Genomic DNA, 20645 nt, shown 5'->3' with positions numbered 1-20645 from the left:
GGCCGGTTCAGCCGGCGGTGGTGCCGTCTGCCGCTGCGGTGAGCAGGTCGTCGATCTGTCCGATCCCGGCGGCCAGGCCCTCCTCCATGCCCATGGCGACGAGCTGTTCGAGCTGTTCGGCGCTGGCGAAGTGGCTGACCAGGGTCATCCGGGTGCCGGTGTCGATCTGCTCCAGGGTGACCACGGCGTGGGTCGGGGTGTCGGTGGGCAGCGGTTCGCCGTCCTGTCCGGCGAACCCGTCGTCGAACGCCAACCGGGTCGGCGGGTCGATGGCGGTGAAGGTCCACCAGCCGTACGACTTCTCGCCGTCCGGGCCGGTCATGTGGTAGCGGACCGCGCCGCCGACGGTGAACTCGTGCCGGTCGACGGTGGCGGGCCACCCGGGCGGACCCCACCACCGTTCCAGCTGACGCGGGTCCTGCCAGACCTGCCAGACACGGTCGACGGGGGCGGGGAACTCGGAGACGACGGTCAGCGTCAGCGCCGCTTCGTCGCGGTGGGTGCTGGTCACTGGCATGGGTGGTTCACCTTCCTGGGTCTTCGGTCAACAGTTGGTCGATGGCATGGATCCGGTCTCGCCACACCTGCTCGTACGCGGCGAGGAGGCGGGAGGCCCGGCGGAGCGCCGTCACGTTTCCGTACACGATCTGTTCTCTGCCGCGTCTCTCCTTGGTGACGAGGGTGCCCGTTCGTTGGCCGCCACCGCTCCACTTCGCAACCACCCCACCCATCGGCGAACAATTGCCAAACATGTGCAGCAGGACCGGGACACCGCTGGACACCACGCCGGATCGGTAACTAGCGTGCCCATCATGACCCCTTACGTACTGGATGCTCGGGCCTGGCAGGAGAGCTGGGACCGGCAGCAGGAAGCCTTCATGCCGGACCGGGAACACCGCCTCGACGCCCTGCTCGACGCGGTCGAGGCAGTCGTCGACTCCCCCACTCCTCAACTGCTCGACCTGGCCGGCGGCACCGGGTCGATCAGCCTGCGCGCCCTGGACCGGTTCCCCGAGGCCCGGCCCACACTCGTCGACCTCGACCCGGTCCTGCTCACCATCGCCGAGGCGTCCCTGGCCGACCGGGCCACCATCGTCACCGCCGACCTGCGGAACCCCGACTGGGCGGACAACCTGCCGCAGACCGGGTACGACGCGGTCTGCACCGCCACCGCCCTGCACTGGCTCCCCGCCGACCGGTTGACCACGCTGTACGCCGAGATCCGGGCGGTCCTGCGTCCGGGCGGGATCTTCGTCAACGTCGACCGCATGCCCGACGACGGGCTGCCCGGCCTCACCGAGCGGCTCACCGGTCAGGCGCGTGACCGGCGTAACGCCCGGTACCGGGCCGGTGCGGTGCTCTCCTGGGACGACTGGTGGAAGCAGGTCGAGACCGACCCGACCCTCGCCCCGCAGGCCGAGAAGCGCCGACAGATCTACCCGGGCGACCACAGCCAGGAGTGGCTACCGCCGGTCAGCTGGCACCTGGACGCCCTGCGTACGGCGGGCTTCTCCGAGGTCGGCACGGTCTGGCGGGGCGGGGCCGATGCCGCCGTCGCGGCCCTGCGCTGACCGTCCACCGGCGGTCGGCACCCACCGACCCCACCGGCCGGTCGGCACCCACCGACCTCGGTGGCGGTCGGCGCCCGCTTCGGTCAGCTGCCGGTGGGGATCGGGTCGTCGTACTGGCCGGAGGGGCCGGTGTGCGACCGGCCGGAGACCATCGGCCAGGCGTTGGGGGCGCAGCCGTGCAGGCCGAGCGTCTGCTGCTGCATCACCGGTGCCGGGCCGCCCGCGCGGGGGCACAGCTCGTGTCCGCGCCCGAGGCGGTGCCCCACCTCGTGGTTGACCAGGTACTGCCGGTAGGTCTCCTGGTCGCCGTCGAAGTGTGGGACCCCGTCGACCCACCGGGCCACGTTGAGCACCACGTCGTCGCCGTTGCGGCAGGAGGTGTAGAGGTCGGTGAGGTCCCCGCAGAGCCGGCTGCGGGTGACCGGGGTGGAGAGCCGGACGGTGAAGTCGGCGGCACCGTCCGGGCCGACCCGTTGCAGCCGCCACCGGCCGTCGGCGGTCCAGCCCCGCTCGTCGGCGAGGATCGCGGCGACCTCCCGGCCGAACCGTTCCACGTCGAGGTTCTCGATTCCCTCCTCGACCGTCACCCGGTAGCGCAGGAGTCGGCCGCCGTTGCCGGCGACAGCGCCCCGGGCGGTGGCGGTGTAGAACCGCCCGGTGCCCCGGCGGGGGAAGGTGACGGCGGGCTCGGGTGGCGGGGTCGTCGCGGCCGCCGACGGGACGGGGGCGGCCGTCACCGGTTCCGTGGGTGGGGGTGGTGCCTGCGCCCGGACCGGTCCGGGGGTGGTCACGCCGTCGAGCAGGAGGGCGTCGAACCCGCCGTTGCCCGCCGTCCAGACGCCGCCGCCGATCAGTACCACCGCCGCGACCAGCGCCACCGGCAACGCCCCGACGCCCCTGGAGCGACGACGGTGTGAGCGGGGCAGAGCCCTCTCGCTGTCGGTACGTCTGCCCGCCATGAGTCCCGTCCTCGTCCACACCGCCGATGACCTGGGGTACGGATTCGCCGACGGAATCGGTTGCCCGGCAACCGGTCTCCTCGCCACACCTCACCCGTGGACCCACGACGCGAAGCCGTCTCACGCCCTGCGTCGGAGGTGGACGCTACACGGGAAGCGGGACGGTCACCGGAGCGGGCACGGGGGACGACGACACGTCGGGCCGACCACTCGCCAGTGGTCGGCCCGACGTCGTACGGGATATGTCAGCTCTTGAAAGCGTCCTTGATCTTTTCGCCGGCCTGCTTGAGCTTGGCACCGGCCTGCTCGTTACGGCCTTCGGCCTCAAGGCGCTCGTTGTCGGTGACCCGGCCGGCCCCCTCCTTGAGCTTGCCCGAGGCGTTCTGACCCGTGTTCTCCACCTTGTCGTCGAAACCCATCGGAAGACCTCCTCGCTGTCAAGCTCTCAACGTCTCGCTTGCTCTGTTCCTTACCCTCCCGCGCGACGGCAAACCCTGATCTGCGATGTGAGCAGCGCCAACCTGCGGGCCTCAGCCGGTGGCGGCGGTGAACCGGCGCAGGCGGAGGCTGTTGGCCACCACGAAGACCGAGGAGAAGGCCATCGCGGCCCCGGCGATCATCGGGTTGAGCAGACCGGCGGCGGCCAACGGGATGGCGGCGACGTTGTAGGCGAACGCCCAGAACAGGTTCCCCTTGATGATCCGCAGGGTGCGTCGGGCCAGCCGGATCGCGTCGGGGGCGGCCAACAGGTCCCCTCGGACCAGGGTCAGGTCGCCGGCCTCGATCGCCACGTCGGTGCCGGTGCCCATCGCCAGTCCCAGGTCGGCCTGGGCGAGGGCGGCGGCGTCGTTGACCCCGTCCCCGACCATCGCCACCACCCGCCCCTCCTGCTGGAGGCGCTCGACCACGGCGACCTTCTCCGCCGGGAGCACGTCGGCGATCACCTCGTCGATGCCGACCTCGGCGGCGACCACCCGGGCGACGGTGGCGTTGTCCCCGGTGAGCAGGACCGGTCGCAGTCCGAGGGCGCGGAGCCGGGCCACTGCGGCCCGGCTGGTGGGCTTGACCGCGTCGGCCACCACCAGCACTCCCCGGGCCTGCCCGTCCCAGGCGACGAGCACCGCCGTCCGTCCCGCACCGGCCGCCTCGGTCGCCGCCCCGGAGACCTCCGACGGTACGTCGACGTCCCGCTCGTGCAGCAGTCGGAGGCGACCGACCAGCACGGTACGGCCCTCGACGGTCCCGGTCACGCCGAGCCCTTCGACGTTGGCGAAGCCGGTGACCTCCGGTACCGGACCCTCCTGCGTCGCGGCGGCGACGACGGCCCGACCGATCGGGTGTTCGGAGCCGGCCTCCAGCGCCCCGGCCACCCGGAGCAGTTCGGCCCGGTCCTGCCCGGCGGCGGGCACCACGTCGACCACCGACATCCGGCCGGTGGTGACGGTGCCGGTCTTGTCGAGCACGACGGTGTCCACCTGCCGGGTGGACTCCAGCACCTGGGGTCCCTTGATCAGGATCCCGAGTTGGGCTCCCCTGCCGGTGCCGACGAGCAGGGCGGTCGGCGTGGCGAGCCCGAGGGCGCAGGGGCACGCGATGATCAGTACGGCCACCGCTGCGGTGAACGCCGCCGCCGGCCCGGCACCGGCCCCCCACCACCAGCCGAGGGTGCCGACGGCGAGGGCGATCACGACGGGTACGAAGTTCCCGGAGATCCGGTCGGCGAGTCGTTGCACGGCGGCCTTGCCGCTCTGCGCCTGCTCCACCAGACGGGCCATCTGGGCCAACTGGGTCTCCGCGCCGACCCGGGTCGCGGTGACCACCAGTCGGCCGCCCGCGTTGACCGTCGCCCCGACCACCGCGTCACCCGGCCCGACCTCCACCGGCACCGACTCGCCGGTGAGCAGGCTCGCGTCGACGGCGGAGGTGCCGTCGGCCACCACCCCGTCGGTGGCGATCTTCTCGCCGGGACGCACCACGAACCGGTCTCCGACGACGAGTCGGTCGGCCGGGATCCGGGTCTCCATCCCGTCGCGGAGCACCGCCACGTCCCGGGCGCCCAGCTCCAGCAGCGACCGCAGGGCCGCCCCGGCGGTGCGCTTGGCCCGCGCCTCGAACCAACGTCCGGCCAGGACGAGGGCGGTGATCCCGGCCGCCGCCTCCAGGTAGACGTGCCCGGACCCGTCGGTCCGGCTGACCACGAGGCTGAACGGGTGGGTCATGCCGGGCTCCCCGGCGGTACCGAGGAAGAGCGCCCAGAGCGACCACCCGAACGCGGCGAGGGTGCCGAGGGAGACCAGGGTGTCCATGGTCGCCGCGCCGTGTCTGAGGTTGACCCAGGCGGCCCGGTGGAACGGCAGCCCGCCCCAGACCACCACCGGGGCGGCCAGGGTGAGGGAGAGCCACTGCCAGTAGGTGAACTGGAGGGCCGGGACCATCGCCAGGACCACCACCGGCACGGAGAGGACCACCGAGACCCAGAACCGGGTCCGCAGGGTACGCAGTTCGTCCACCGGCTCGGCGGGGGCCGGGGCGTCGGCCGGGGCGGGTGGGGGTGGCAGGGCGGCGGTGTAGCCGGTCTTCTCCACCGTGGCGATGAGCTCCTGCGGGGTGACGCCGTCGGGGTAGTCGACGGTCGCCTTCTCGGTGGCGTAGTTGACCGTCGCGCTCACCCCGTCCATCCGGTTGAGCTTCTTCTCCACCCGGGCGGCGCAGGAGGCGCAGGTCATCCCGCCGATGGCCAGCTCGATCCGGTGCGGCGCGGTCTGCCGGGGGTCGTTCGTGGTGGTCATCGCGACTCCTGTCAGTCGTGCCGGTGGCCGGGGGACCCGTGCCCGTCGTCGGGCTCGGCGGATGCCGTCGTCGCCGGTGGGCCGTCGGTGGCCGACCCAGTCGGTGCCGGTCCGTCCGGGTGCGGCGCGACCACTGTGAACTCCGCGGTGCGGACGGTGCCCCCGTGCTGGAAGTCGAGGTACAGCCGGTAGGTCCCGGGGGACGGGGCCGCGACGTGGAAGGTCACCTCGGGACCGGCGGGGGTCCGTCCGTCACCGGGGGTGCCCTCCGGGTGCGCGTGCAGGTACGCCAGGTCACCCTGGCGCAGCGCCACCAGATGACCGTACGCCCCGAGGTAGGGCTCCAGGTCGGTGACGGGTACGCCGTCCCTGCTCACGGTGAGGGTGAGCCGGGAGTCGTGGCCGGGTCGGAGCCCCCCGTCGAGGGTGACGTCGTACCCGTCGACGGCGACGGTACGGGTGGGCGGGGGCAGCGGGGTCGGGGTGACCGGGCCGGGCACCGTCACGTCGACCCCGAGGGTGAGCGGGTCCGCTCCGGTGGGTTGGAAGTCGGCGAACGCGCGCCAGGTGCCGGGCTCGCCCATCGGGGTGGGGAGCCGCCAGGTCCCGTCCTCCGACAACCGGGGGTGGACGTGCCGGAATCCGCTGAGGTCGCGCCGGGCCACGATCAGGTGCATGGGCCGGTCGTGGTTCACGTCGTACCCGGTGACGGCCTGTCCGTCCGGCCCGGTGATCCGGAAGGCGAACTCCCCCGGCGGGGCGGTGACCGGGTCGAGGGTGTAGCCCTGCTCGGAGACGAGCAGCCCACCCGGTGTCCCGCCGACCGGGCCGCCGGGGTCGCCGTCGTGGCCGCCGTGCTGGTGTTCGACAGCGGCCGGCGGGCCGATCGGCCCGACCAGGTGCCCGACGCCGTACGCGGCACCGAACACCCCCACCAGACCGAGGACGAACCCGGTCATCCTGCCCACCGTCCGCATCCCTCTCCCCTTCCACCCTTCCCGCCCGACCCGACACCCGCCCGCATTCACCGACCCCTGAGCCCTGAGCCCGTGCCGGGGTGGGTCGGTCAGGCGTCGACCAGTTCGTAACCGGCTTCGTCGACGGCGGCGCGCACTGCCGCCGGGTCGAGGGGGCGACTGCTGGTGACGGCGACCTCACCGGCGGCCAGGTCGACCCGGACGTCGTCGACCCCGTCGAGCGCGCCGACCTCGTCGCTGACCGACTTGACGCAGTGTCCGCAGGTCATGCCCTGCACCCGGTAGGTGGTGGTGACCATGTCCCGTTCTCCTCTCGACAGGCTTCCGTGTGTCTCCGGCAGCCTATCCTACTCATACCCCGTACGGGTATGTCCCGCAACCACCTCATACCCGTCGGGGGTAGGCGTACGCTGGCTTCATGACCACTCCTGCACCCGGCACCTCCCGGGGGTACACCGCCAGCAAGGACCAGCTCCTCGCCCGGCTGCGCCGGGTCGAGGGCCAGGTCAGGGGAATCGAGAAGATGGTGGACGAGGACCGCTACTGCATCGACGTCCTCACCCAGATCTCCGCCATCCAGGCGGCCCTGGACAAGGTGGCCCTGGGCCTGCTCGACGGACACACCCGGCACTGCATGCACGAGGGGGCCGCCGACGGCCGCGCCGAGGACATGGCCACCGAGATGATGGCCGCCGTCGGCCGCCTGATGAAGCGGGGCTGACCCCCGCCCACCCCTCCACCCCCTGCCACTGAGCCGCCGGCCGCCCACCGCCGGCCACCCACCCCCGCCCCTGCGCGCCCGCCGCCCACCCGGGGCCGGCGTGTGGCGACCTCCACCACCAGCCCCGACCCGTCCCCGCGACCACATCCGGTGACTACCATTCCCGGTTGGACCTCCGGGCACCTCGCATTCCGGTCACCCTGGGTGATCGAGGGGTACCCGACTGCGCCGTTGCGGGCATTTTCACGGGCGGGGTGAACCGACCGGCGTACGCACACGTAATCCGCCGTGGATCGTTTGGAGAGTCGCAATGGGAGCCGACCACACACGTCACGCCCCGTCCGCCCCACCCCGGGTCCGACGGGTCCTCGTCGCGACGGTGGTTCCCCTCTTCGTAGCCACCCTCGTCGCCGCCCTGCTGCTCTGGCCGGAGCGGACGCCGACGGCGGACGGGGGTGAGGACGTACCCCGCTATCACGGGACCGTCACCCAGGTGTTGACGGTGCCCTGCCCGCCCGTCGAACCGGGACCGGAGGGCACCCCGGAACGGGCCGACCGGCCCTGCGGAACGGTGACCGTCCGGGCAGACAGCGGCCCGGACGCCGGGCAGGAGGTCGAGACCCCGATCCCGGACGGCCCGGGCGCCCCCCGGGTGGCGGTGGGTGACGAGATCATCCTGGTCGAGCTGGTCGACCCGGCCGATCCGGAGACCAGCAGCTACAACATCGCCGAGCACCAGCGCGGCAAGCCCCTGATCTGGCTGGTGGTCCTCTTCGCCGCCGCGATCGTGGCGTTCGGCCGCTGGCGGGGCCTGGCCGCCCTGGGCGGGCTGGCGGCGAGCTTCGCCATCCTGCTCACCTTCGTGGTGCCGGGGATCAGCGCCGGCCGGTCCCCCCTGCTGATCGCCGTGGTCGGATCAGCACTGATCATGTTCATCGTGCTGTATCTCACCCACGGGATCAGCGCCCAGACCTCGGTGGCGGTCCTGGGCACCCTGGGCAGTCTGGTGCTCACCGGACTGCTCGCCGCCGCCGCCACCGCCGCCACCCACCTGACCGGGTTCGGTGACGAGGACGCCACCACCCTGTCGATGTTCCAGTCCGACGTCGACCTGCACGGACTGCTGCTGGCCGGGATCGTGATCGGGTCCCTGGGCGTCCTGGACGACGTCACCGTCACCCAGGCCGCCACGGTGACCGAGGTGGGCAACGCCAACCCGAAGCTGACAGCACTCCAGCTCTACAAGGCGGGCACCCGGGTCGGGCGGGCCCACATCGCGTCGGTGGTCAACACGATCGTGCTGGCGTACGCGGGTGCCTCACTGCCACTGATGCTCCTGCTGGTCGCCGACTCCCGGCCCACCGGGCAGGTCCTGACCAGCGAGTTCCTCGCCCAGGAGATCGTCCGCAGCGTGGTCGCCACGCTCGGACTGGTCGCCGCCGTACCCCTGACCACAGCCCTGGCCGCGGTGGTCACCGCCGCCGGACGCCGTACCCCCGAGAAGAAGACGGGCCGGCCCGACGGCGCCCCCCGACCCCGGCCCCCCGCTCAGCGCGACGACGCCCTCGAAGCCCTGAGCGACCCCCGGGCCGGAAGTCAGTCCCCCGACGCCCCCGCAGGGTGGCGCAATCGAGAAGGAGGTTCCGACCCCGCATGGTGACACTCCTCAGTGTGACCGCCGACGCTTCCCAGAATGAGAAGCTCATCACTGGTCACCCGCCGCTACGGCGAAAATACGCGTTTAGTCGGCTTCCGGACGTAGATCCCAGAGTCGACTCTCGGGTAACCTCGCTGCCGGTCACCGCCGAAGGCGCGCACCGGCGCCAGCGGGACCGCCGCCCAATCGCCGCGAGGCGAATCGGGGACCCAGGTACGTGGGGTGAATCCGCGCAAGCGGTAGGGGCCACTTCCGTCCCGAACCCGTCAGCTAACCCGGTCGGCGGCCGACGGAAGGGACGACTGTGACGGCACCCCTACGCCGCTGGCTGACGCCGGTGGTGGCCGTGATCACCGCGCTGGCCATCTTCTCCGGGTCAGCGCCGGCCATGGCCCAGCCTCGGCCCTCGGGGCACGAGGACGGTGACTCGAAGCTCCTCAACGATGTCATCGAGACGACCAACCGCAACTTCACCCAGGCCCAGAACAAGCTTGAGAAGTCCAAGAAGCGGCAGCTCCAGCTCGACCTGGAGGTCCGTCGGGCGCAGAGCGAGCTGGACCGGTTGGCACCCCAGGTGGGGCAGATCGCCGCCCAGTCGTACCGCAGCGGGCGGATCGGCGCGATGGCGATGCTCCTCGACAGTGACCAGCCCGACTCGTTCGTCAAGCGGGCCCAGGCGCTCGACGAGCTGAACATGGTCAACGCCCGGAAGCTGGCCCAGGTCCAGGAGGTCAAGGACGAGGCGGCCGAGGCCAAGGAGCAGCTCGACGCCGAGGTCACCGAGCAGCAGAAGCAGCACGCGCTGATGGCCAAGCAGAAGCGGGACGCCGAGAAGTCGCTCGCCCTGGTCGGCGGCACCGGCCTGACCGGCGGCCTGGTGGTGGCCGAGTCACCGGTGGCGAAGGTCGCGCCGGGGCGGGATTCCAACGGCAACTGGCGGCCGCAGGGTTGCACCGAGAACGACCCCACCACCTCCGGCTGCATCACCCCGCGCACCCTCCACATGTACAAGGAGGTCAAGCGGGCCGGGTTCGACAGGTTCGTCGGTTGTTACCGCCCCGGTGGCCCGTGGGAGCACCCCAAGGGCCGGGCCTGCGACTGGTCCCTCCAGAACCGCGGGTTCTCCCCCTGGCACAACAACGACACCCGGATGTACGGCAACAACCTGACCGCGTTCCTGGTCCGTAACGCCGACCGGCTGGGTGTCTACTACGTCATCTGGAACCGGCAGATCTGGTTCCCGGCGACGGGCTGGAGTTCCTACAGCGGCCCGTCCAACCACACCGACCACGTCCACGTCTCCCTGCTCTAGCCGGGCGTCGTAGCGAAACCGGGCCGCCCCCCTTCCTTCGGGGGGCGGCCCGTTCGTCGTCGCAGGCGCAGACCGGTTCGTCGTGAGGGGCGCGCGGCCCGGTTCGCGATCCGGCGCGAAAGACCGGTCAGAGGGTACGCGGAACCGCCGCCACAGTCCGGACCCGACCGGCGTTGAGCTGGTACGACATCCCCACCACGGCACACCGTCCGGCAGCGATCTCACCGGCCAGGACTGCCGAGTCGCCGACCAGTTCGTTGACGGTCTGGGCGATGTGGACGTCGATGATCCCCGCCGGGTCCACGATGCCCTGGGCGGCGGCGTGCCGGAGGCTGGGCAGGACGGCGTCGACCACTGCCCCGAGGTGTCCGGCCGGGCGGAGCCCTCCGGCGGCCACCGCACCGGCCGCCGCCACCGCCCCGCAGGAGTCGTGGCCGAGGACCACCACCAGGGGGGTGTGCAGCACCGTCACCGCGTACTCGACGCTGCCCAGCACCTCGGGGCCGGTGGTGTGCCCGGCGGTCCGGACGACGAAGAGGTCCCCCAGCCCACGGTCGAAGATGATCTCGGCGGCCAGACGGGAGTCGGAGCACCCCACGATCACGGCGAAGGGGTGCTGCTCCCCGGCGACCGCCGCCCGGTGGCCGGCGTCCTGGTTGGGGTGGCGGGGTGTCCCGTCGACGAAACGCTCGTTGCCTGCCTGAAGCTCGGCGAACGCCTCCTGGGGAGTCTCCGGCTGACGCAAGGTCCCACCTACCCTTGAACGAACTACCTGGTCAAACCCCCACATCAGGGGACAGGGTCCGGTCCTCACCGTCACACGCAGCGTGAGGCACGTCAAGCTACAAGTGATCTACGTTTCAGCCGCCCGACCGGGTCCCGGGATACGGGAAGGCCGGTCGGACCTGAACCGGGGACTCCTTCCGACCGTCGTCAGGTCGCCCGACCCCCTACCGAGGAGGAGACCACGATGCCCCCGACGAATGACCCCCGGAAGAGACTTGAGGACGCCCTGTTCATCGAGGACAAATTCATCGTCTCGAATCTGACCTCGGAACAGGCGGCCGACATCGCGAACACCGTTTCGAGGGATCTCGAACGGGCGGAGAGAGAGCGTGCTGCTTTCGCCGGCACGCCCGCGTGGGAGCTGAACAGGCCGGATCCGAATCACCACAAATCCCCCACCCAAGAGACTCTCAGCAACAAGGTGTGCGACATCATCGAGTCGCGGAAATACAACATGCCGAAGAACCCCTGGAGGGCGGAGAACGCCGAGGCGCGAAAGGAAGAAGTCGGACGGAACGCCAGGGACCGACTTCAGGCCGCCCTTCCGTCGACGCACCGCCACATGGTGACGTACCTGACCCCGAGTACGGCCACGAAGCTCCAAGCGGCCGTCATCGACCAGTTCCGCGAACTCAGTCAGGGTCACCGCACCGACAACACCGAGGAGGTGGGGAGGAGGCTCGTCGCCGACCTCACCACCGACAGGATGAAGGCGTTGGGACTACCGATTCCGACGAACCCTGCGGCCACCTCGTCGACGGCGGCCGGACGGGGGACGGAGTCCACGTCGGCCCAGGCCATGACGGCTGGTGTCGCAGGTCTCGGGCTCGGTGGCGACCGGCCCGCCACCCATTCGGGGTCGGCCGGGCCGGTGACTGACAGGTTCTCTTCCCCGGTGCAGGCCCAGGGGCGGTCCCGCTAGACGAGGCCCCCGCCCATCATCCGAGCCGCCGTGCCGATCGACCCGCCGACGGGCGCCCGGCACGACGGTTCAAAGGGCTATCCGGAGAGTTTCGGCGAGGCGGGTGAGTTCCGGGTCCGGGCGGGACGCCCGGCGAAGCAGCGTACGCAGGGTGGCGAGGGCGGTGGGACGATGGCGTACCTCGGTGGGGGCGGTCCGGTCGGCGAGCAGCAACGCCCGCGCGGCCTCGGGGAGGTCGTTGCGGCGCAGACACCCCCGGGCCACGTCGACCAGGTACGCCGCCCTCCGTTCCACGGTCAGCCGGGCGAAGGCCACGGTGTCGAGGACTTCCCGGTGTGACCGGAGCGGATCGCGGTCCCGGTCGAGGGCGAGTGCGGTGGTGACCCGGGCCAGCCCGACCGCCGTCGGACCGAAGCTCGTCCGGCAGTGGTGGTCGTCGCCGAGTCGGGCGGCGACGGCGGCGGCCTGGTCCAGCAGGTCGACGGTTCCCGGGTGGTCACCACTGGCGGCGGCGGCCCGTGCGGCCTGCACCAGCAGGGTTCCGTACCCGCAGTGCCGCTCTGGTGTGGCGGTCTGCGGATCGGGTGGGCCGATCCGGTGCGCCACGGCGACAGCGACCTCCAGGGCGTGCCGGGGCCGGTCCAGTGCCCGCAGGACCCGGGTCAGGGTGACGGCGGCCGACGTCGGGTCGGCGGTCCGGCGGCCGATCGTCATGGCCCGGTCGGCGGCCAGCCAGGAGGTGGCCAGCTCGCCCAGCTTGCACAGCACCGCCGAGACCAGTTGGGTGACCTGCCCCAGCAGGTGGACCGCGACCGGGTCGTCCGGGTGGGCCGCCCGGCTCAGTTGTGCCTGGCAGAGCAGCCCCGGAAGGATCCGCACCAGTAGCCGGTAGTCGGCGTGCCCGTACGCCGACCAGGCGTGCTCCACCCCCGCCCGGAGCCGGTCCGGCGTCGGGCCGGTCGGGTCGACCCCGGCCAGGGCGGCGTCGAACCGGAACAGGGCCGCCCGCAACGGGTCCAGCTCGGCGCCGGTGAGCGGCCCGTCGGCCTGGTCGGCCCGCGCGACGGGTGCCGCCGGGCCGGTGCCGAGCAGGAGGTCCACGTCGATCCGGAGCGCCCGGGCGACCTCCCGCAGGGTGGAGAGCCTGTCCAACCGGCGGACACCCCGCTCCACCTTGTCCACCCAGCTCTTCGACATGCCCAGCGCGTCGGCGAGGGTCTGCTGCGACCATCCCCGCCGACCACGCCAGTACGCCACCCGCCGCCCGACGGGCAGGTCACCGCTCACAGCGGTATCCCCGCCGCTGTCCGTACGTCAGCAGTGGGGCCTGCCTGGTCAACGGGGTGAGCCGGATCGTCGGCCCGTCGTTCCACCGGTGCCGCCCCAGGTCCTCGGGGGTGCCCCGCTGTCGGCCCACCTCGGGGGCGTCCCGCCGCCACCGGTCTTCGGGGGTGCCCCGCTGTCGGGCGGCTTCGGCCAGGATCCGGCGCTTCGCGGCCTCGTACTCGGCCTCCTGCATCGCCCGCCACCTGTCGTCCGACCGCCTCGTGTGGCGGCCTCGACACCAGTTGCGGAATCTCGTCCACATGAATTGACCACCCTCTTCTTCTTCGGCTGTGCATGGGGTTATGGTGAGACGACTTCCTGGTTCCTCGGCGCGCCAACGCCAAGATCTGCCAATCACCCGGAATTCGAAAGCGTCTCACTTTCTTGGAGGCTGCCACGGCCGGACGGGGGCTCTCCCACCAGCGGCGACACGGACAGCGTCGCCGAGGCGGCGACGTGCCGGACAGCGGTACACCGTTGGCACACAGACCAGGAAACGGAGTCGAGGGTGACCATGGAAAAGGTCGGGGACATTCTCCGGAGGCACCGCAATGCCCGCCATTTGTCTCTCCGACAACTCGCGAGCGCCGTCAACTTCACCTACACCCACATCTCCCAGGTCGAGAACGGAACGAAGCGCCCGTCGGCGCAGTTCGTCGAGGCCTGCGACCGAGCCCTACAGGCCGACGGCGCGCTGATCGCGGCGTACGTCAACCAGGAAGGAGATCCGGACATGCGTAGACGCACGGTGTTGTGGTCGATGAGCACCCTGGCTGCCGTATCGGCGGCCGGTTCCTCGGAGGGGTTGGAGGCCCTCCGGCAGATGCTGAGCGACGCGGTCCGGGCCGGGCACGACGAGTGGGACCAGATCGTCGCCGACTACGGGGTGGCGAACTACCGGCTCTCCGCCGAGGAGCTGACGGACCACCTGCGGATCGACCTGGCCGTCCTGCACGGCCTCCTCGCCTCGTCGACCGAGCCGGCCCGGTCACGCCTGTTGCAGGCCGCCGCCCGGCTCTCCCTCCTCGTCGCACTGAAGACGACCTCCACGGGGCAGTCGATGCTCACCCGCCGGTGGTGGTCGACGGCCAACCGCCTCGCCGACGAGTCGCAGGACCCGGAGACGATGACACTGGTCCGGGGCTGGGAGGTGGTGGACGGCTGCTACGGGGGCCGGACCCCGGAGCAGCTGGTGGCCCTCTCCGACCGGGTCCTGCCGATCCTCACCACCGATCCCACGGTGGCGAACTGCAAGGTCCTTTCCGGTCGTGCCCAGGCCCTGTCGGCCGCGGGTCGGCACGCCGAGGCGGTGGCGACCGTCGAACGGCTCGGCGACCTCACCGAGAAGCTCCCCGCCTCGGTCCTCGGCAACGACGAGTCCCTCTGGGGATGGGCCGAACACCGGCTCCGGCACACCCAGTCGTGGGTCTACTCCCACAGCGGGGACCTCGCCCGGGCCGAGGCCGTCCAGGACCGGGCCGCCCAGCTCTACCCGCAGTCACACCGCCGACTCCGGGCCCAGGTCGAGCTGCACCGGGCCGCCTGCCTGGTCCGGACCGGGCACCTCACCGACGGGCTGCGCCACGCCACCGCCACCCTCGACGGCCTCCCCCGGCAACACCACAACGAGTTGGTACGCCGAGTCACCCGCCAGGTCACCGAGGCGGTCCCCGCCACCGAACGCACCCGCGCCGACTACGACGACCTGCACCAACGCCTCAACGCCTGACCCCGGTCCGGCCGTCTCCCACCGGTGACCAACACCATCGGCATGTCCTGCACGACGACTGAACCACCACCGACTCCTGCTCGTCGGTCAGGGCATGCCAAAGGAGACCCCGGAAACCTTCGCGAAGCTTCACGCCGCACTCGAAAAGCATCTGAACGCCGATCCCAGGCACTGGCACGAACCCCTACCGTCGACCGGAAAGGAGGTCGATGGAATCAACCTGAGCATGAAGGTGGCCCACTACCGAAGAACGAAGATCCCGGACGCCTGCCCCCTGCCGACACGAAACCTCATTGCGACCTACCTCAACGTCGAGGCAGAACTGAGAGGCGGCCCTCGCCAGTGGGAGTTCCTCCACAACGGGCTCGTCACCCACTTCGACAACGCGTACGAATGGGGCCGACCGCTGCCACGCTATCTCAAGTCGGCGGTGCTGGCCCTCATCAGAACCGATCCCGGTCAGGTGGGCTACCCGACGAGCACCCGAAACGTGGTCGCAGGCTACGTCGCCATGAAGGCGATAAACAGGCATTTCCTGCCGCAGGAGGCAGCGGTGACCCAGTTCCTGGCCGCTGCGGAGCAGAGTCGGGGCGAGGTCACCGACCTCTCCGGCCCCCCTGCACCCATGGGCGACCCGTCCGCGATCAGCGGTCACGGTGCACTGACGTTCCGTCCACCGCCACCCGCAAGCCCCCCTTCGCCCCGGATCTCCGAAGAACAACGACGGGTGGTCAGAACGACTGGTGAATGGGAGGAGTATCAGGATGCCATTCACCGCCACCTCTGCGCCGATGACAGGAACCGGCAAGCCTCGCTACCGGAGAGGCTGACCACGAGGAGCGGGCAAACCATCTTCCCTCGACGAAACGTCGACCACTGGAGAGATTCGGGCTTCCCGGCGGCCATGCCCGAAAGCCTTCGAGACCTCATCACGACCTACCTGGAAAGGGGTAACTCACCCGACAAGATCGTCCGCAACTGGACAGATCTCGGTAACGTGCTCAACAACCACTTCGACGACCCGAACAACTGGGGTGAACGCTTACCCGACCAGGCGGTCGACGCACATGGCAGACTGATCCACCCGTACAGCATGGTCATGAACATCGTGGTCAGCGGATCATATCCACAGCTGTGCCCGATCGACACGCGGTTGGCCATCCACGAGTATCTGAGCAGCGGAGCGATCGACGTCGCCCCTTTCGAGGAGGCACACGCTCGACTCATGGCTGCGGGCCGACCCTCGGGAGCCCACCACCATTCGCATGTCGCCACCCTGCAGACCCCGACGGGGGCCGGCCCCGGACCGGCGACCTCCACCTCCGCGACCCGACCGGCCGCCGTCCCCCAGTGGCCCGGTGCCACCGGGGCGCACCACCCTCACCACTCCCGATGACCTCCGCCGACCCGGGTGACCAGAAATCCGCCTCCTCGACTGAACCAGCGCCCGGGTCGACACGTCGGGACGAACATGCCCTTGAGAACCAAGGAACAGTGGAATGCCCTTGAGGCGTATGTCGTGGATCGCCTCAGCACCCCGGACAACTGGCAGAGAAGCATGCCGAGCACGGCAACAGTGAACGGCGTGTCGCTCGTCCCGAACTCCGCGATTCACTATTTCAGAACCCGCGGTTTCCCGACGGCCTGCCCGTCGGAGCTCCGGGAAATCTCCAGTGAGGTGATCTCAGCAACGCAAAGGGTTTGATTGGTGCGACACGGGCGAAGGACGCGAGTCGGGCGGCAGTGGAAACAGGCGTGGAGCCATCGATAGACATGTCCTTGCGACAGATCCACGTCTTCGAGAGGGCTCCACGTGATTGCCTATCGTGCCATGGTCGACGTCCCGAGGGAACTCGTGCAGCACCTCGCGCATCTGTTGTACGCACAGCGACGGGCCTGCGGTACCCGCCGTGGCACCCGGGCGTTGACCTGCTTCTACCAGGCCTTGATGGTGCTCGTCTGGTTCCGCAAGGCCGAGGACATGGCCCTGCTCGCCGCCGGCTTCGGCATCTCCAGGGCGACCGCCTACCGCTACCGCGACGAGGGCGTCGCCGTGCTCGCCGCCCAGGCCGGCGACCTGCATGCCGCTCTGCGTCGGGCTGCGGCCGACGACTGGTCGCATGTGATCCTCGACGGCAAGCTGTTCGACTGCGACCGGCTCACCGAGACGACCCTGTCGGTCAAGGGCGAGGTGATCGATGCCTGGTTCTCCGGAAAGCACCGCGACTTCGGCGCGAACGTCCAAGCGATCATTCGACCCGACGGGCTGCCGATCTGGACATCGGCGGCGCTGCCCGGGCATCTACACGACACCAGTTGCGCTCGCGAACTCGGGATCACCGCTGCCCTGAACTGGTCCGCCGCCGAACTCGACCTACCGACCCTGGCCGACTCCGGCTACGAAAGCGCAGGTCACGGCATCATGACCCCGGTCAAGCAACCCGCCGACGGCCGCCGACTCGCACCTGACAACCGCGCCTACAACCGACTGCTACGCGGTCTACGTTGGCAAGGAGAACGAGGATTCGCGATCCTGATCGGACGCTGGAAGACGCTACGCCACACGACCGTCAGCCCACGCCGAATCGGCGACATCGTTACCGCAGCCCTGCACCTGACCCACTTCGAGTACAAATACCTACCGCAAAGTCGCTGAGATCACTTCAGTGCCTACATCACACATCACGAGAATGACGGCTTCGTGGCAGCTCAGGACGACCCCGCAGAGTGGGCCGCCCTGCAGGTGGCCCTGCACCGGCACATCGGCGATCCGAGCACGTCGAACAGACCCCTGCCCCACTACGTGGTCGTCGAACCCGGAAGGTGGGTGGATCCCAACTGCGCTGTCGAGAGCATCCTCCGGGACGGCAGGTTCCCGTCGTCCTGCCCGGTGTTGGCCCGCATCCTCATCAAGGACCACCTGCAACGGAATTACTTCGACCGAAACGGGGTGGCCCGGGATCCCCGGGCCTCCACCATCGTGCCCGACCCACTCGGGCGGACGAGCTCAAGCCGCCTGAACAGCTGGATGCTCCTGCACGAATACCTGCTCAGGCGTTTCGACGATCCTGCCAACTGGTCCACGCCGCTACCGGCTGTCGTAGCCGTCACACCGAGCGTTCAGATACGCACGGAGACCATGATCCAGCACGCCGTGGTCGCCGGAGGGTTCCCGGCGAACTGCCCGGTGGACACGCAGCAGCTCATCAGGAGCTACCTGCGGATGGGCATCATCGATGTCGGCCCTCTCAGGGGGCACCCGGGACACGGGAGGCTCCTGTGGCCGGAGCTGCACGTCTCCCCCTCCCAGGTCTCCGACCTCGGTTCCCCCTTCGGGCAGACCCCCGGACCGGCCTCCCCGCCGTCCGCCACCCGCCCGGGCACCCCCCATCAGTGGCCCGGTCCCCCCGGCCCGCAACACCCCCACCACTCCCGCTGAACCTCACGCACCGGACGGCAGGCGCCACCCGTTCGTCCTCAGTGGACCGACGGAGGGTGGTGCCGTGGCCGCAGTCACGTAACGGATCCCCGCTGCCGCATGCGATCCACGCGCCGTACCGCTAGGTTGTTCAGATGCCTCCCGCGACAGCCACCCATCCGACGTGGTGGGCGGCGCTGTGCGCGCTGCGGGATCTGACCCGCCTGGCGGCGACCGTCCTGGTCCTCGCCGTCGGCCTCGGAGGTGCGACCCTCGCCCTGACCGAGGCCACCGCCACCGCGTCGGTGGCCCCGACTGTGGTGACGAGTCACGTCGCCGACCTCCGCCCGGAGCCGTCGGCGGTGACCACGGCCGCAGAGCCGGCCCCGCAGGACCAGTCGACGGCAGGCGAGCCCGAGTCGCCGCCGCCCGCGATCGTCGCCGAGGCGGCCCAGCGGGCGGGGTCGCCCCTGACACCGGGGGTTCCCGACCGGCGCGGCCCGCCGCAGCACTGACCGGCGGTCGCCACCGCAGCACTGACCGGCGCGGCCCGCCGCAGCACGGACCGCCGCAGCACTGACCGGCGGTCGCCGCCGACCAGGAGCAGCCCCCCGACACCACCGGCGACCGGTCGCCGACCGTCGCCCGAGGGGCACCCCGCTGACGAACGCACGGCCCGGTGTCCGCCCGTCCGGGACACCCCGATTCTCTTGTTCTACCCGCCCTTTCCCCGCCGCCCTTCCCCCTCCGTCGAACCCGAGGTGCTGGTGATGCAGACCGTCCTCTCATCCTTCATGATCGATATCCCGCAGGCCGCCGTGATCTGGCTGGCGCTGCTCACAGTGGTCGGCGTCGCCGTCGCCGCGCTCCTGGCCCGCCCCGGAAGACTCCGCCTCGGCGTGGCGAGTCGGATCAGCCAAGCCGCCATGCCGAGCAGGCGCGACGACGACGGGGCCGACGAGGAGGAGCGGGAACGGGACCGCTACGCCCAGGAGATCGCGGTGGCTGCCGACCGGGCGGGCACCACCGCCCAGCGGCGTCGGGCCGAGTGGCTGGCCGCCCAGGAGGAGGTCGAGTCGGCCTGGACGGCGTACCAGGAGTCGGAGGAGAACGTCGGTCGGCTCATCACCGCCGCCTCGATGCCCCTGCCCCACACCGCCCAGACCCCCTCCGAGTACGCCGACCGGGAGCGTTTCATGCACCGGACGGCGCTGGACGCGTACTGGCGGCGGGAGATCTCCGTCGAGCAGCTCAGCGACGTCTTCGGACACCGCAACGGGTGGGACCCGCGTCGGCACCCCGTCGAGCAGGAGCTGTTCCTGCACCAGGCGGTACGCGACAACCTGTTCGCCCGCCACGAGGCGGCCCGGGAGCAGGAGCAGGCCGCGTGGCGGACCGCCGAGATGGCAGTCGCCGCCGCGAACAGCCTCCGCGCCGAGGCGATCGCCGCCGCCGAGCCGGCCCCGGTCGCCGAGCAGCCGTTGCTGCCCTTCTCCGACACCATGGAGGTGCCGGTGGTCGCCCCCCGCCGACGGGGACGCGCCACCGCCCCGGCCTTTTGACGAGGTTGGACGCACCCGGGCGGCGAAGTCCGCCCGGGTAGAGGACGGGCGAGCTGACGACGGGCAGACGGGGGCGCGGGGGCCGGAAGGCGCGGCGTACCGGTGGCGGTGTCGGTGGGCTGAGTTAGCGTGGTGTCATGTCCCAGGAGACGTGGCTGTTCGTCGTTCTCGGTGGTGTCCTGGCCGTGGCGACGCTCGTCGGTGCGGCGCTGTTGGCCTTCCGGCTGTGGAAGACCCGGCAGATGCTCGGTGCCCTGGGGGCCAAGGGGAAGGTGGCCTTCTACGGCGCGCTGGCCTACACCATCCTGCCGGTCGACCTGCTGCCCGACCCGATCTACCTGGACGACATCGGGGTGCTGGCCGCCGCCCTGCTCTACCTGGCCCGGCTGGCCCGCAAGCGGGGCGATGCCAACCCCACCGACTCCGCCCGTCCAGTCTCGGCCGCGCCGGACGCCGGACGGCTCACCAGGCCCGTGCCATGATCGGTAGATGTCACCGAACCGGGCCGACCACCGGCTGGACCCGCGCGACGACCGGGTCACCCGGTTCTGCGCCGAACGCCACCTCGCCACGCTGACCACCCTGCGGCAGGACGGGACGCCGCACGTCGTACCGGTCGGGGTCACCTTCGACGGCGAGTCCGGCATCGCCCGGGTGATCACCTCGCGGACGTCGCTGAAGGCCCGCAACGTCGCGGCCACCCCGCAGTCCCCGGTGGCGGTCTGTCACGTCGACGGGCGGCGGTGGCTGACCATCGAGGGCCGGGCCGTCGTCCGCGCCGACGCCGACTCGGTCCGCGAGGCCGAGCAGCGGTACGCCGACCGTTACCGCACCCCACGCCCCAACCCGGACCGGGTGGTCATCGAGATCACCGTGACCCGCCTGCTCGGCAGCCTCTAGCGACACGTCTCACGCA

23 protein-coding genes and 1 riboswitch are annotated in these 20645 nt (G+C 70.9%); of the genes, 13 read left to right on the top strand and 10 right to left on the bottom strand.

The window, feature by feature from the left end:
- Window positions 1–7: 7 nt before the first annotated feature.
- Both WHN02_RS07450 and WHN02_RS07445 read right to left on the bottom strand, forming a co-directional pair.
- Window positions 8–517, bottom strand: coding sequence for an SRPBCC family protein (locus WHN02_RS07450; RefSeq protein ID WP_434742663.1), 510 nt, complete (start codon window positions 515–517; stop codon window positions 8–10).
- A gap of 7 nt (window positions 518–524) precedes the next feature.
- Complete coding sequence (locus WHN02_RS07445; RefSeq protein WP_434742662.1) at window positions 525–731, bottom strand: hypothetical protein; 207 nt, start codon at window positions 729–731, stop codon at window positions 525–527.
- Window positions 732–812: 81 nt separating this feature from the next.
- Between WHN02_RS07445 and WHN02_RS07440 the strand changes: the two genes are divergently transcribed.
- A complete protein-coding gene (locus WHN02_RS07440) occupies window positions 813–1571 on the top strand; it encodes a class I SAM-dependent methyltransferase (protein WP_434742661.1) in 759 nt (252 codons plus the stop codon).
- A gap of 83 nt (window positions 1572–1654) precedes the next feature.
- Here the strand turns inward: WHN02_RS07440 and WHN02_RS07435 are convergent, their stop codons facing one another.
- From WHN02_RS07435 to WHN02_RS07415, 5 genes are all read right to left on the bottom strand, one after another.
- Window positions 1655–2530, bottom strand: a complete 876-nt coding sequence (locus tag WHN02_RS07435; protein ID WP_434742660.1) for a DUF3152 domain-containing protein — start codon at window positions 2528–2530, stop codon at window positions 1655–1657.
- Between the two features lie 245 nt (window positions 2531–2775).
- Complete coding sequence (locus WHN02_RS07430; RefSeq protein ID WP_434742659.1) at window positions 2776–2949, bottom strand: CsbD family protein; 174 nt, start codon at window positions 2947–2949, stop codon at window positions 2776–2778.
- Between the two features lie 111 nt (window positions 2950–3060).
- Window positions 3061–5319, bottom strand: coding sequence for a heavy metal translocating P-type ATPase (locus tag WHN02_RS07425; protein WP_434742658.1), 2259 nt, complete (start codon window positions 5317–5319; stop codon window positions 3061–3063).
- 11 nt (window positions 5320–5330) lie between these two features.
- On the bottom strand, window positions 5331–6296 hold the full coding sequence (locus tag WHN02_RS07420; protein WP_434742657.1) for a hypothetical protein: 966 nt from the start codon (window positions 6294–6296) through the stop codon (window positions 5331–5333).
- Window positions 6297–6385: 89 nt separating this feature from the next.
- Window positions 6386–6595, bottom strand: a complete 210-nt coding sequence (locus WHN02_RS07415; protein ID WP_434742656.1) for a heavy-metal-associated domain-containing protein — start codon at window positions 6593–6595, stop codon at window positions 6386–6388.
- A gap of 119 nt (window positions 6596–6714) precedes the next feature.
- Here WHN02_RS07415 and WHN02_RS07410 point away from each other — a divergent pair, with 119 nt between their 5' ends.
- The 3 genes from WHN02_RS07410 to WHN02_RS07400 all read left to right on the top strand — a co-directional run bounded on the left by WHN02_RS07410 (window position 6715) and on the right by WHN02_RS07400 (window position 9986).
- Window positions 6715–7017 carry a metal-sensitive transcriptional regulator gene (locus tag WHN02_RS07410; RefSeq protein ID WP_434742655.1) on the top strand — a complete coding sequence of 101 codons (303 nt, stop codon included), beginning with the start codon at window positions 6715–6717 and terminating at the stop codon, window positions 7015–7017.
- 310 nt (window positions 7018–7327) lie between these two features.
- A complete protein-coding gene (locus WHN02_RS07405; protein ID WP_434742654.1) occupies window positions 7328–8677 on the top strand; it encodes a YibE/F family protein in 1350 nt (449 codons plus the stop codon).
- A gap of 166 nt (window positions 8678–8843) precedes the next feature.
- A riboswitch (cyclic di-AMP (ydaO/yuaA leader) is annotated at window positions 8844–8974 on the top strand.
- A 4-nt stretch (window positions 8975–8978) separates the two neighbouring features.
- A complete protein-coding gene (locus WHN02_RS07400; RefSeq protein WP_434742653.1) occupies window positions 8979–9986 on the top strand; it encodes a coiled-coil domain-containing protein in 1008 nt (335 codons plus the stop codon).
- A gap of 127 nt (window positions 9987–10113) precedes the next feature.
- Here WHN02_RS07400 and WHN02_RS07395 read toward each other — a convergent pair whose 3' ends face one another.
- Complete coding sequence (locus WHN02_RS07395) at window positions 10114–10776, bottom strand: carbonic anhydrase (protein WP_434742652.1); 663 nt, start codon at window positions 10774–10776, stop codon at window positions 10114–10116.
- A gap of 180 nt (window positions 10777–10956) precedes the next feature.
- Here WHN02_RS07395 and WHN02_RS07390 point away from each other — a divergent pair, with 180 nt between their 5' ends.
- A complete protein-coding gene (locus WHN02_RS07390; protein WP_434742651.1) occupies window positions 10957–11694 on the top strand; it encodes a hypothetical protein in 738 nt (245 codons plus the stop codon).
- A gap of 69 nt (window positions 11695–11763) precedes the next feature.
- Here the strand turns inward: WHN02_RS07390 and WHN02_RS07385 are convergent, their stop codons facing one another.
- Both WHN02_RS07385 and WHN02_RS07380 read right to left on the bottom strand, forming a co-directional pair.
- Window positions 11764–12981 (bottom strand): helix-turn-helix domain-containing protein, encoded by a 1218-nt coding sequence (locus tag WHN02_RS07385; protein ID WP_434742650.1) that lies wholly within the window; start codon window positions 12979–12981, stop codon window positions 11764–11766.
- Window positions 12971–13213 carry a hypothetical protein gene (locus WHN02_RS07380; RefSeq protein ID WP_434742649.1) on the bottom strand — a complete coding sequence of 81 codons (243 nt, stop codon included), beginning with the start codon at window positions 13211–13213 and terminating at the stop codon, window positions 12971–12973. Before WHN02_RS07380 ends, WHN02_RS07385 begins: the two co-directional genes overlap by 11 nt.
- Before the next feature lie 321 nt (window positions 13214–13534).
- Here WHN02_RS07380 and WHN02_RS07375 point away from each other — a divergent pair, with 321 nt between their 5' ends.
- The 8 genes from WHN02_RS07375 to WHN02_RS07340 all read left to right on the top strand — a co-directional run bounded on the left by WHN02_RS07375 (window position 13535) and on the right by WHN02_RS07340 (window position 20629).
- The gene (locus WHN02_RS07375) at window positions 13535–14749 is read left to right on the top strand and encodes a helix-turn-helix domain-containing protein (protein ID WP_434743858.1); all 1215 of its coding nucleotides are present in this window, start codon (window positions 13535–13537) and stop codon (window positions 14747–14749) included.
- Between the two features lie 94 nt (window positions 14750–14843).
- Complete coding sequence (locus WHN02_RS07370; protein ID WP_434742648.1) at window positions 14844–16145, top strand: hypothetical protein; 1302 nt, start codon at window positions 14844–14846, stop codon at window positions 16143–16145.
- Window positions 16146–16580: 435 nt separating this feature from the next.
- Entirely contained in the window at window positions 16581–17405 is an 825-nt protein-coding gene (locus WHN02_RS07365) for a transposase family protein (RefSeq protein ID WP_434739292.1), read from the top strand.
- 45 nt (window positions 17406–17450) lie between these two features.
- Window positions 17451–18188 (top strand): hypothetical protein, encoded by a 738-nt coding sequence (locus tag WHN02_RS07360; RefSeq protein ID WP_434742647.1) that lies wholly within the window; start codon window positions 17451–17453, stop codon window positions 18186–18188.
- 134 nt (window positions 18189–18322) lie between these two features.
- The gene (locus WHN02_RS07355; RefSeq protein WP_434742646.1) at window positions 18323–18682 is read left to right on the top strand and encodes a hypothetical protein; all 360 of its coding nucleotides are present in this window, start codon (window positions 18323–18325) and stop codon (window positions 18680–18682) included.
- 255 nt (window positions 18683–18937) lie between these two features.
- On the top strand, window positions 18938–19729 hold the full coding sequence (locus WHN02_RS07350) for a hypothetical protein (RefSeq protein WP_434742645.1): 792 nt from the start codon (window positions 18938–18940) through the stop codon (window positions 19727–19729).
- Between the two features lie 137 nt (window positions 19730–19866).
- Entirely contained in the window at window positions 19867–20211 is a 345-nt protein-coding gene (locus WHN02_RS07345) for a DUF1232 domain-containing protein (RefSeq protein WP_434742644.1), read from the top strand.
- Between the two features lie 7 nt (window positions 20212–20218).
- Window positions 20219–20629 (top strand): PPOX class F420-dependent oxidoreductase, encoded by a 411-nt coding sequence (locus WHN02_RS07340; RefSeq protein WP_434742643.1) that lies wholly within the window; start codon window positions 20219–20221, stop codon window positions 20627–20629.
- Window positions 20630–20645: the final 16 nt, after the last annotated feature.

Origin of the sequence: Micromonospora sp. SH-82 (assembly GCF_051132485.1) — a bacterium.
GTDB lineage: Bacteria > Actinomycetota > Actinomycetes > Mycobacteriales > Micromonosporaceae > Micromonospora.
The sequence above is the reverse complement of the archived record's forward strand: the minus strand, read 5'-3'. Positions and strand labels throughout refer to the sequence as shown.

Bases quoted from the DNA above. Each gene is read 5' to 3' on its own strand.
- WHN02_RS07450 (WP_434742663.1), bottom strand. From the start codon at position 517: ATGCCAGTGACCAGCACCCACCGCGACGAAGCGGCGCTGACGCTGACC.
- WHN02_RS07445 (WP_434742662.1), bottom strand. From the start codon at position 731: ATGGGTGGGGTGGTTGCGAAGTGGAGCGGTGGCGGCCAACGAACGGGC.
- WHN02_RS07440 (WP_434742661.1), top strand. From the start codon at position 813: ATGACCCCTTACGTACTGGATGCTCGGGCCTGGCAGGAGAGCTGGGAC.
- WHN02_RS07435 (WP_434742660.1), bottom strand. From the start codon at position 2,530: ATGGCGGGCAGACGTACCGACAGCGAGAGGGCTCTGCCCCGCTCACAC.
- WHN02_RS07430 (WP_434742659.1), bottom strand. From the start codon at position 2,949: ATGGGTTTCGACGACAAGGTGGAGAACACGGGTCAGAACGCCTCGGGC.
- WHN02_RS07425 (WP_434742658.1), bottom strand. From the start codon at position 5,319: ATGACCACCACGAACGACCCCCGGCAGACCGCGCCGCACCGGATCGAG.
- WHN02_RS07420 (WP_434742657.1), bottom strand. From the start codon at position 6,296: ATGCGGACGGTGGGCAGGATGACCGGGTTCGTCCTCGGTCTGGTGGGG.
- WHN02_RS07415 (WP_434742656.1), bottom strand. From the start codon at position 6,595: ATGGTCACCACCACCTACCGGGTGCAGGGCATGACCTGCGGACACTGC.
- WHN02_RS07410 (WP_434742655.1), top strand. From the start codon at position 6,715: ATGACCACTCCTGCACCCGGCACCTCCCGGGGGTACACCGCCAGCAAG.
- WHN02_RS07405 (WP_434742654.1), top strand. From the start codon at position 7,328: ATGGGAGCCGACCACACACGTCACGCCCCGTCCGCCCCACCCCGGGTC.
- WHN02_RS07395 (WP_434742652.1), bottom strand. From the start codon at position 10,776: ATGTGGGGGTTTGACCAGGTAGTTCGTTCAAGGGTAGGTGGGACCTTG.
- WHN02_RS07390 (WP_434742651.1), top strand. From the start codon at position 10,957: ATGCCCCCGACGAATGACCCCCGGAAGAGACTTGAGGACGCCCTGTTC.
- WHN02_RS07380 (WP_434742649.1), bottom strand. From the start codon at position 13,213: ATGCAGGAGGCCGAGTACGAGGCCGCGAAGCGCCGGATCCTGGCCGAA.
- WHN02_RS07375 (WP_434743858.1), top strand. From the start codon at position 13,535: ATGGAAAAGGTCGGGGACATTCTCCGGAGGCACCGCAATGCCCGCCAT.
- WHN02_RS07370 (WP_434742648.1), top strand. From the start codon at position 14,844: ATGCCAAAGGAGACCCCGGAAACCTTCGCGAAGCTTCACGCCGCACTC.
- WHN02_RS07365 (WP_434739292.1), top strand. From the start codon at position 16,581: ATGGTCGACGTCCCGAGGGAACTCGTGCAGCACCTCGCGCATCTGTTG.
- WHN02_RS07355 (WP_434742646.1), top strand. From the start codon at position 18,323: ATGCCTCCCGCGACAGCCACCCATCCGACGTGGTGGGCGGCGCTGTGC.
- WHN02_RS07350 (WP_434742645.1), top strand. From the start codon at position 18,938: ATGCAGACCGTCCTCTCATCCTTCATGATCGATATCCCGCAGGCCGCC.
- WHN02_RS07345 (WP_434742644.1), top strand. From the start codon at position 19,867: ATGTCCCAGGAGACGTGGCTGTTCGTCGTTCTCGGTGGTGTCCTGGCC.
- WHN02_RS07340 (WP_434742643.1), top strand. From the start codon at position 20,219: ATGTCACCGAACCGGGCCGACCACCGGCTGGACCCGCGCGACGACCGG.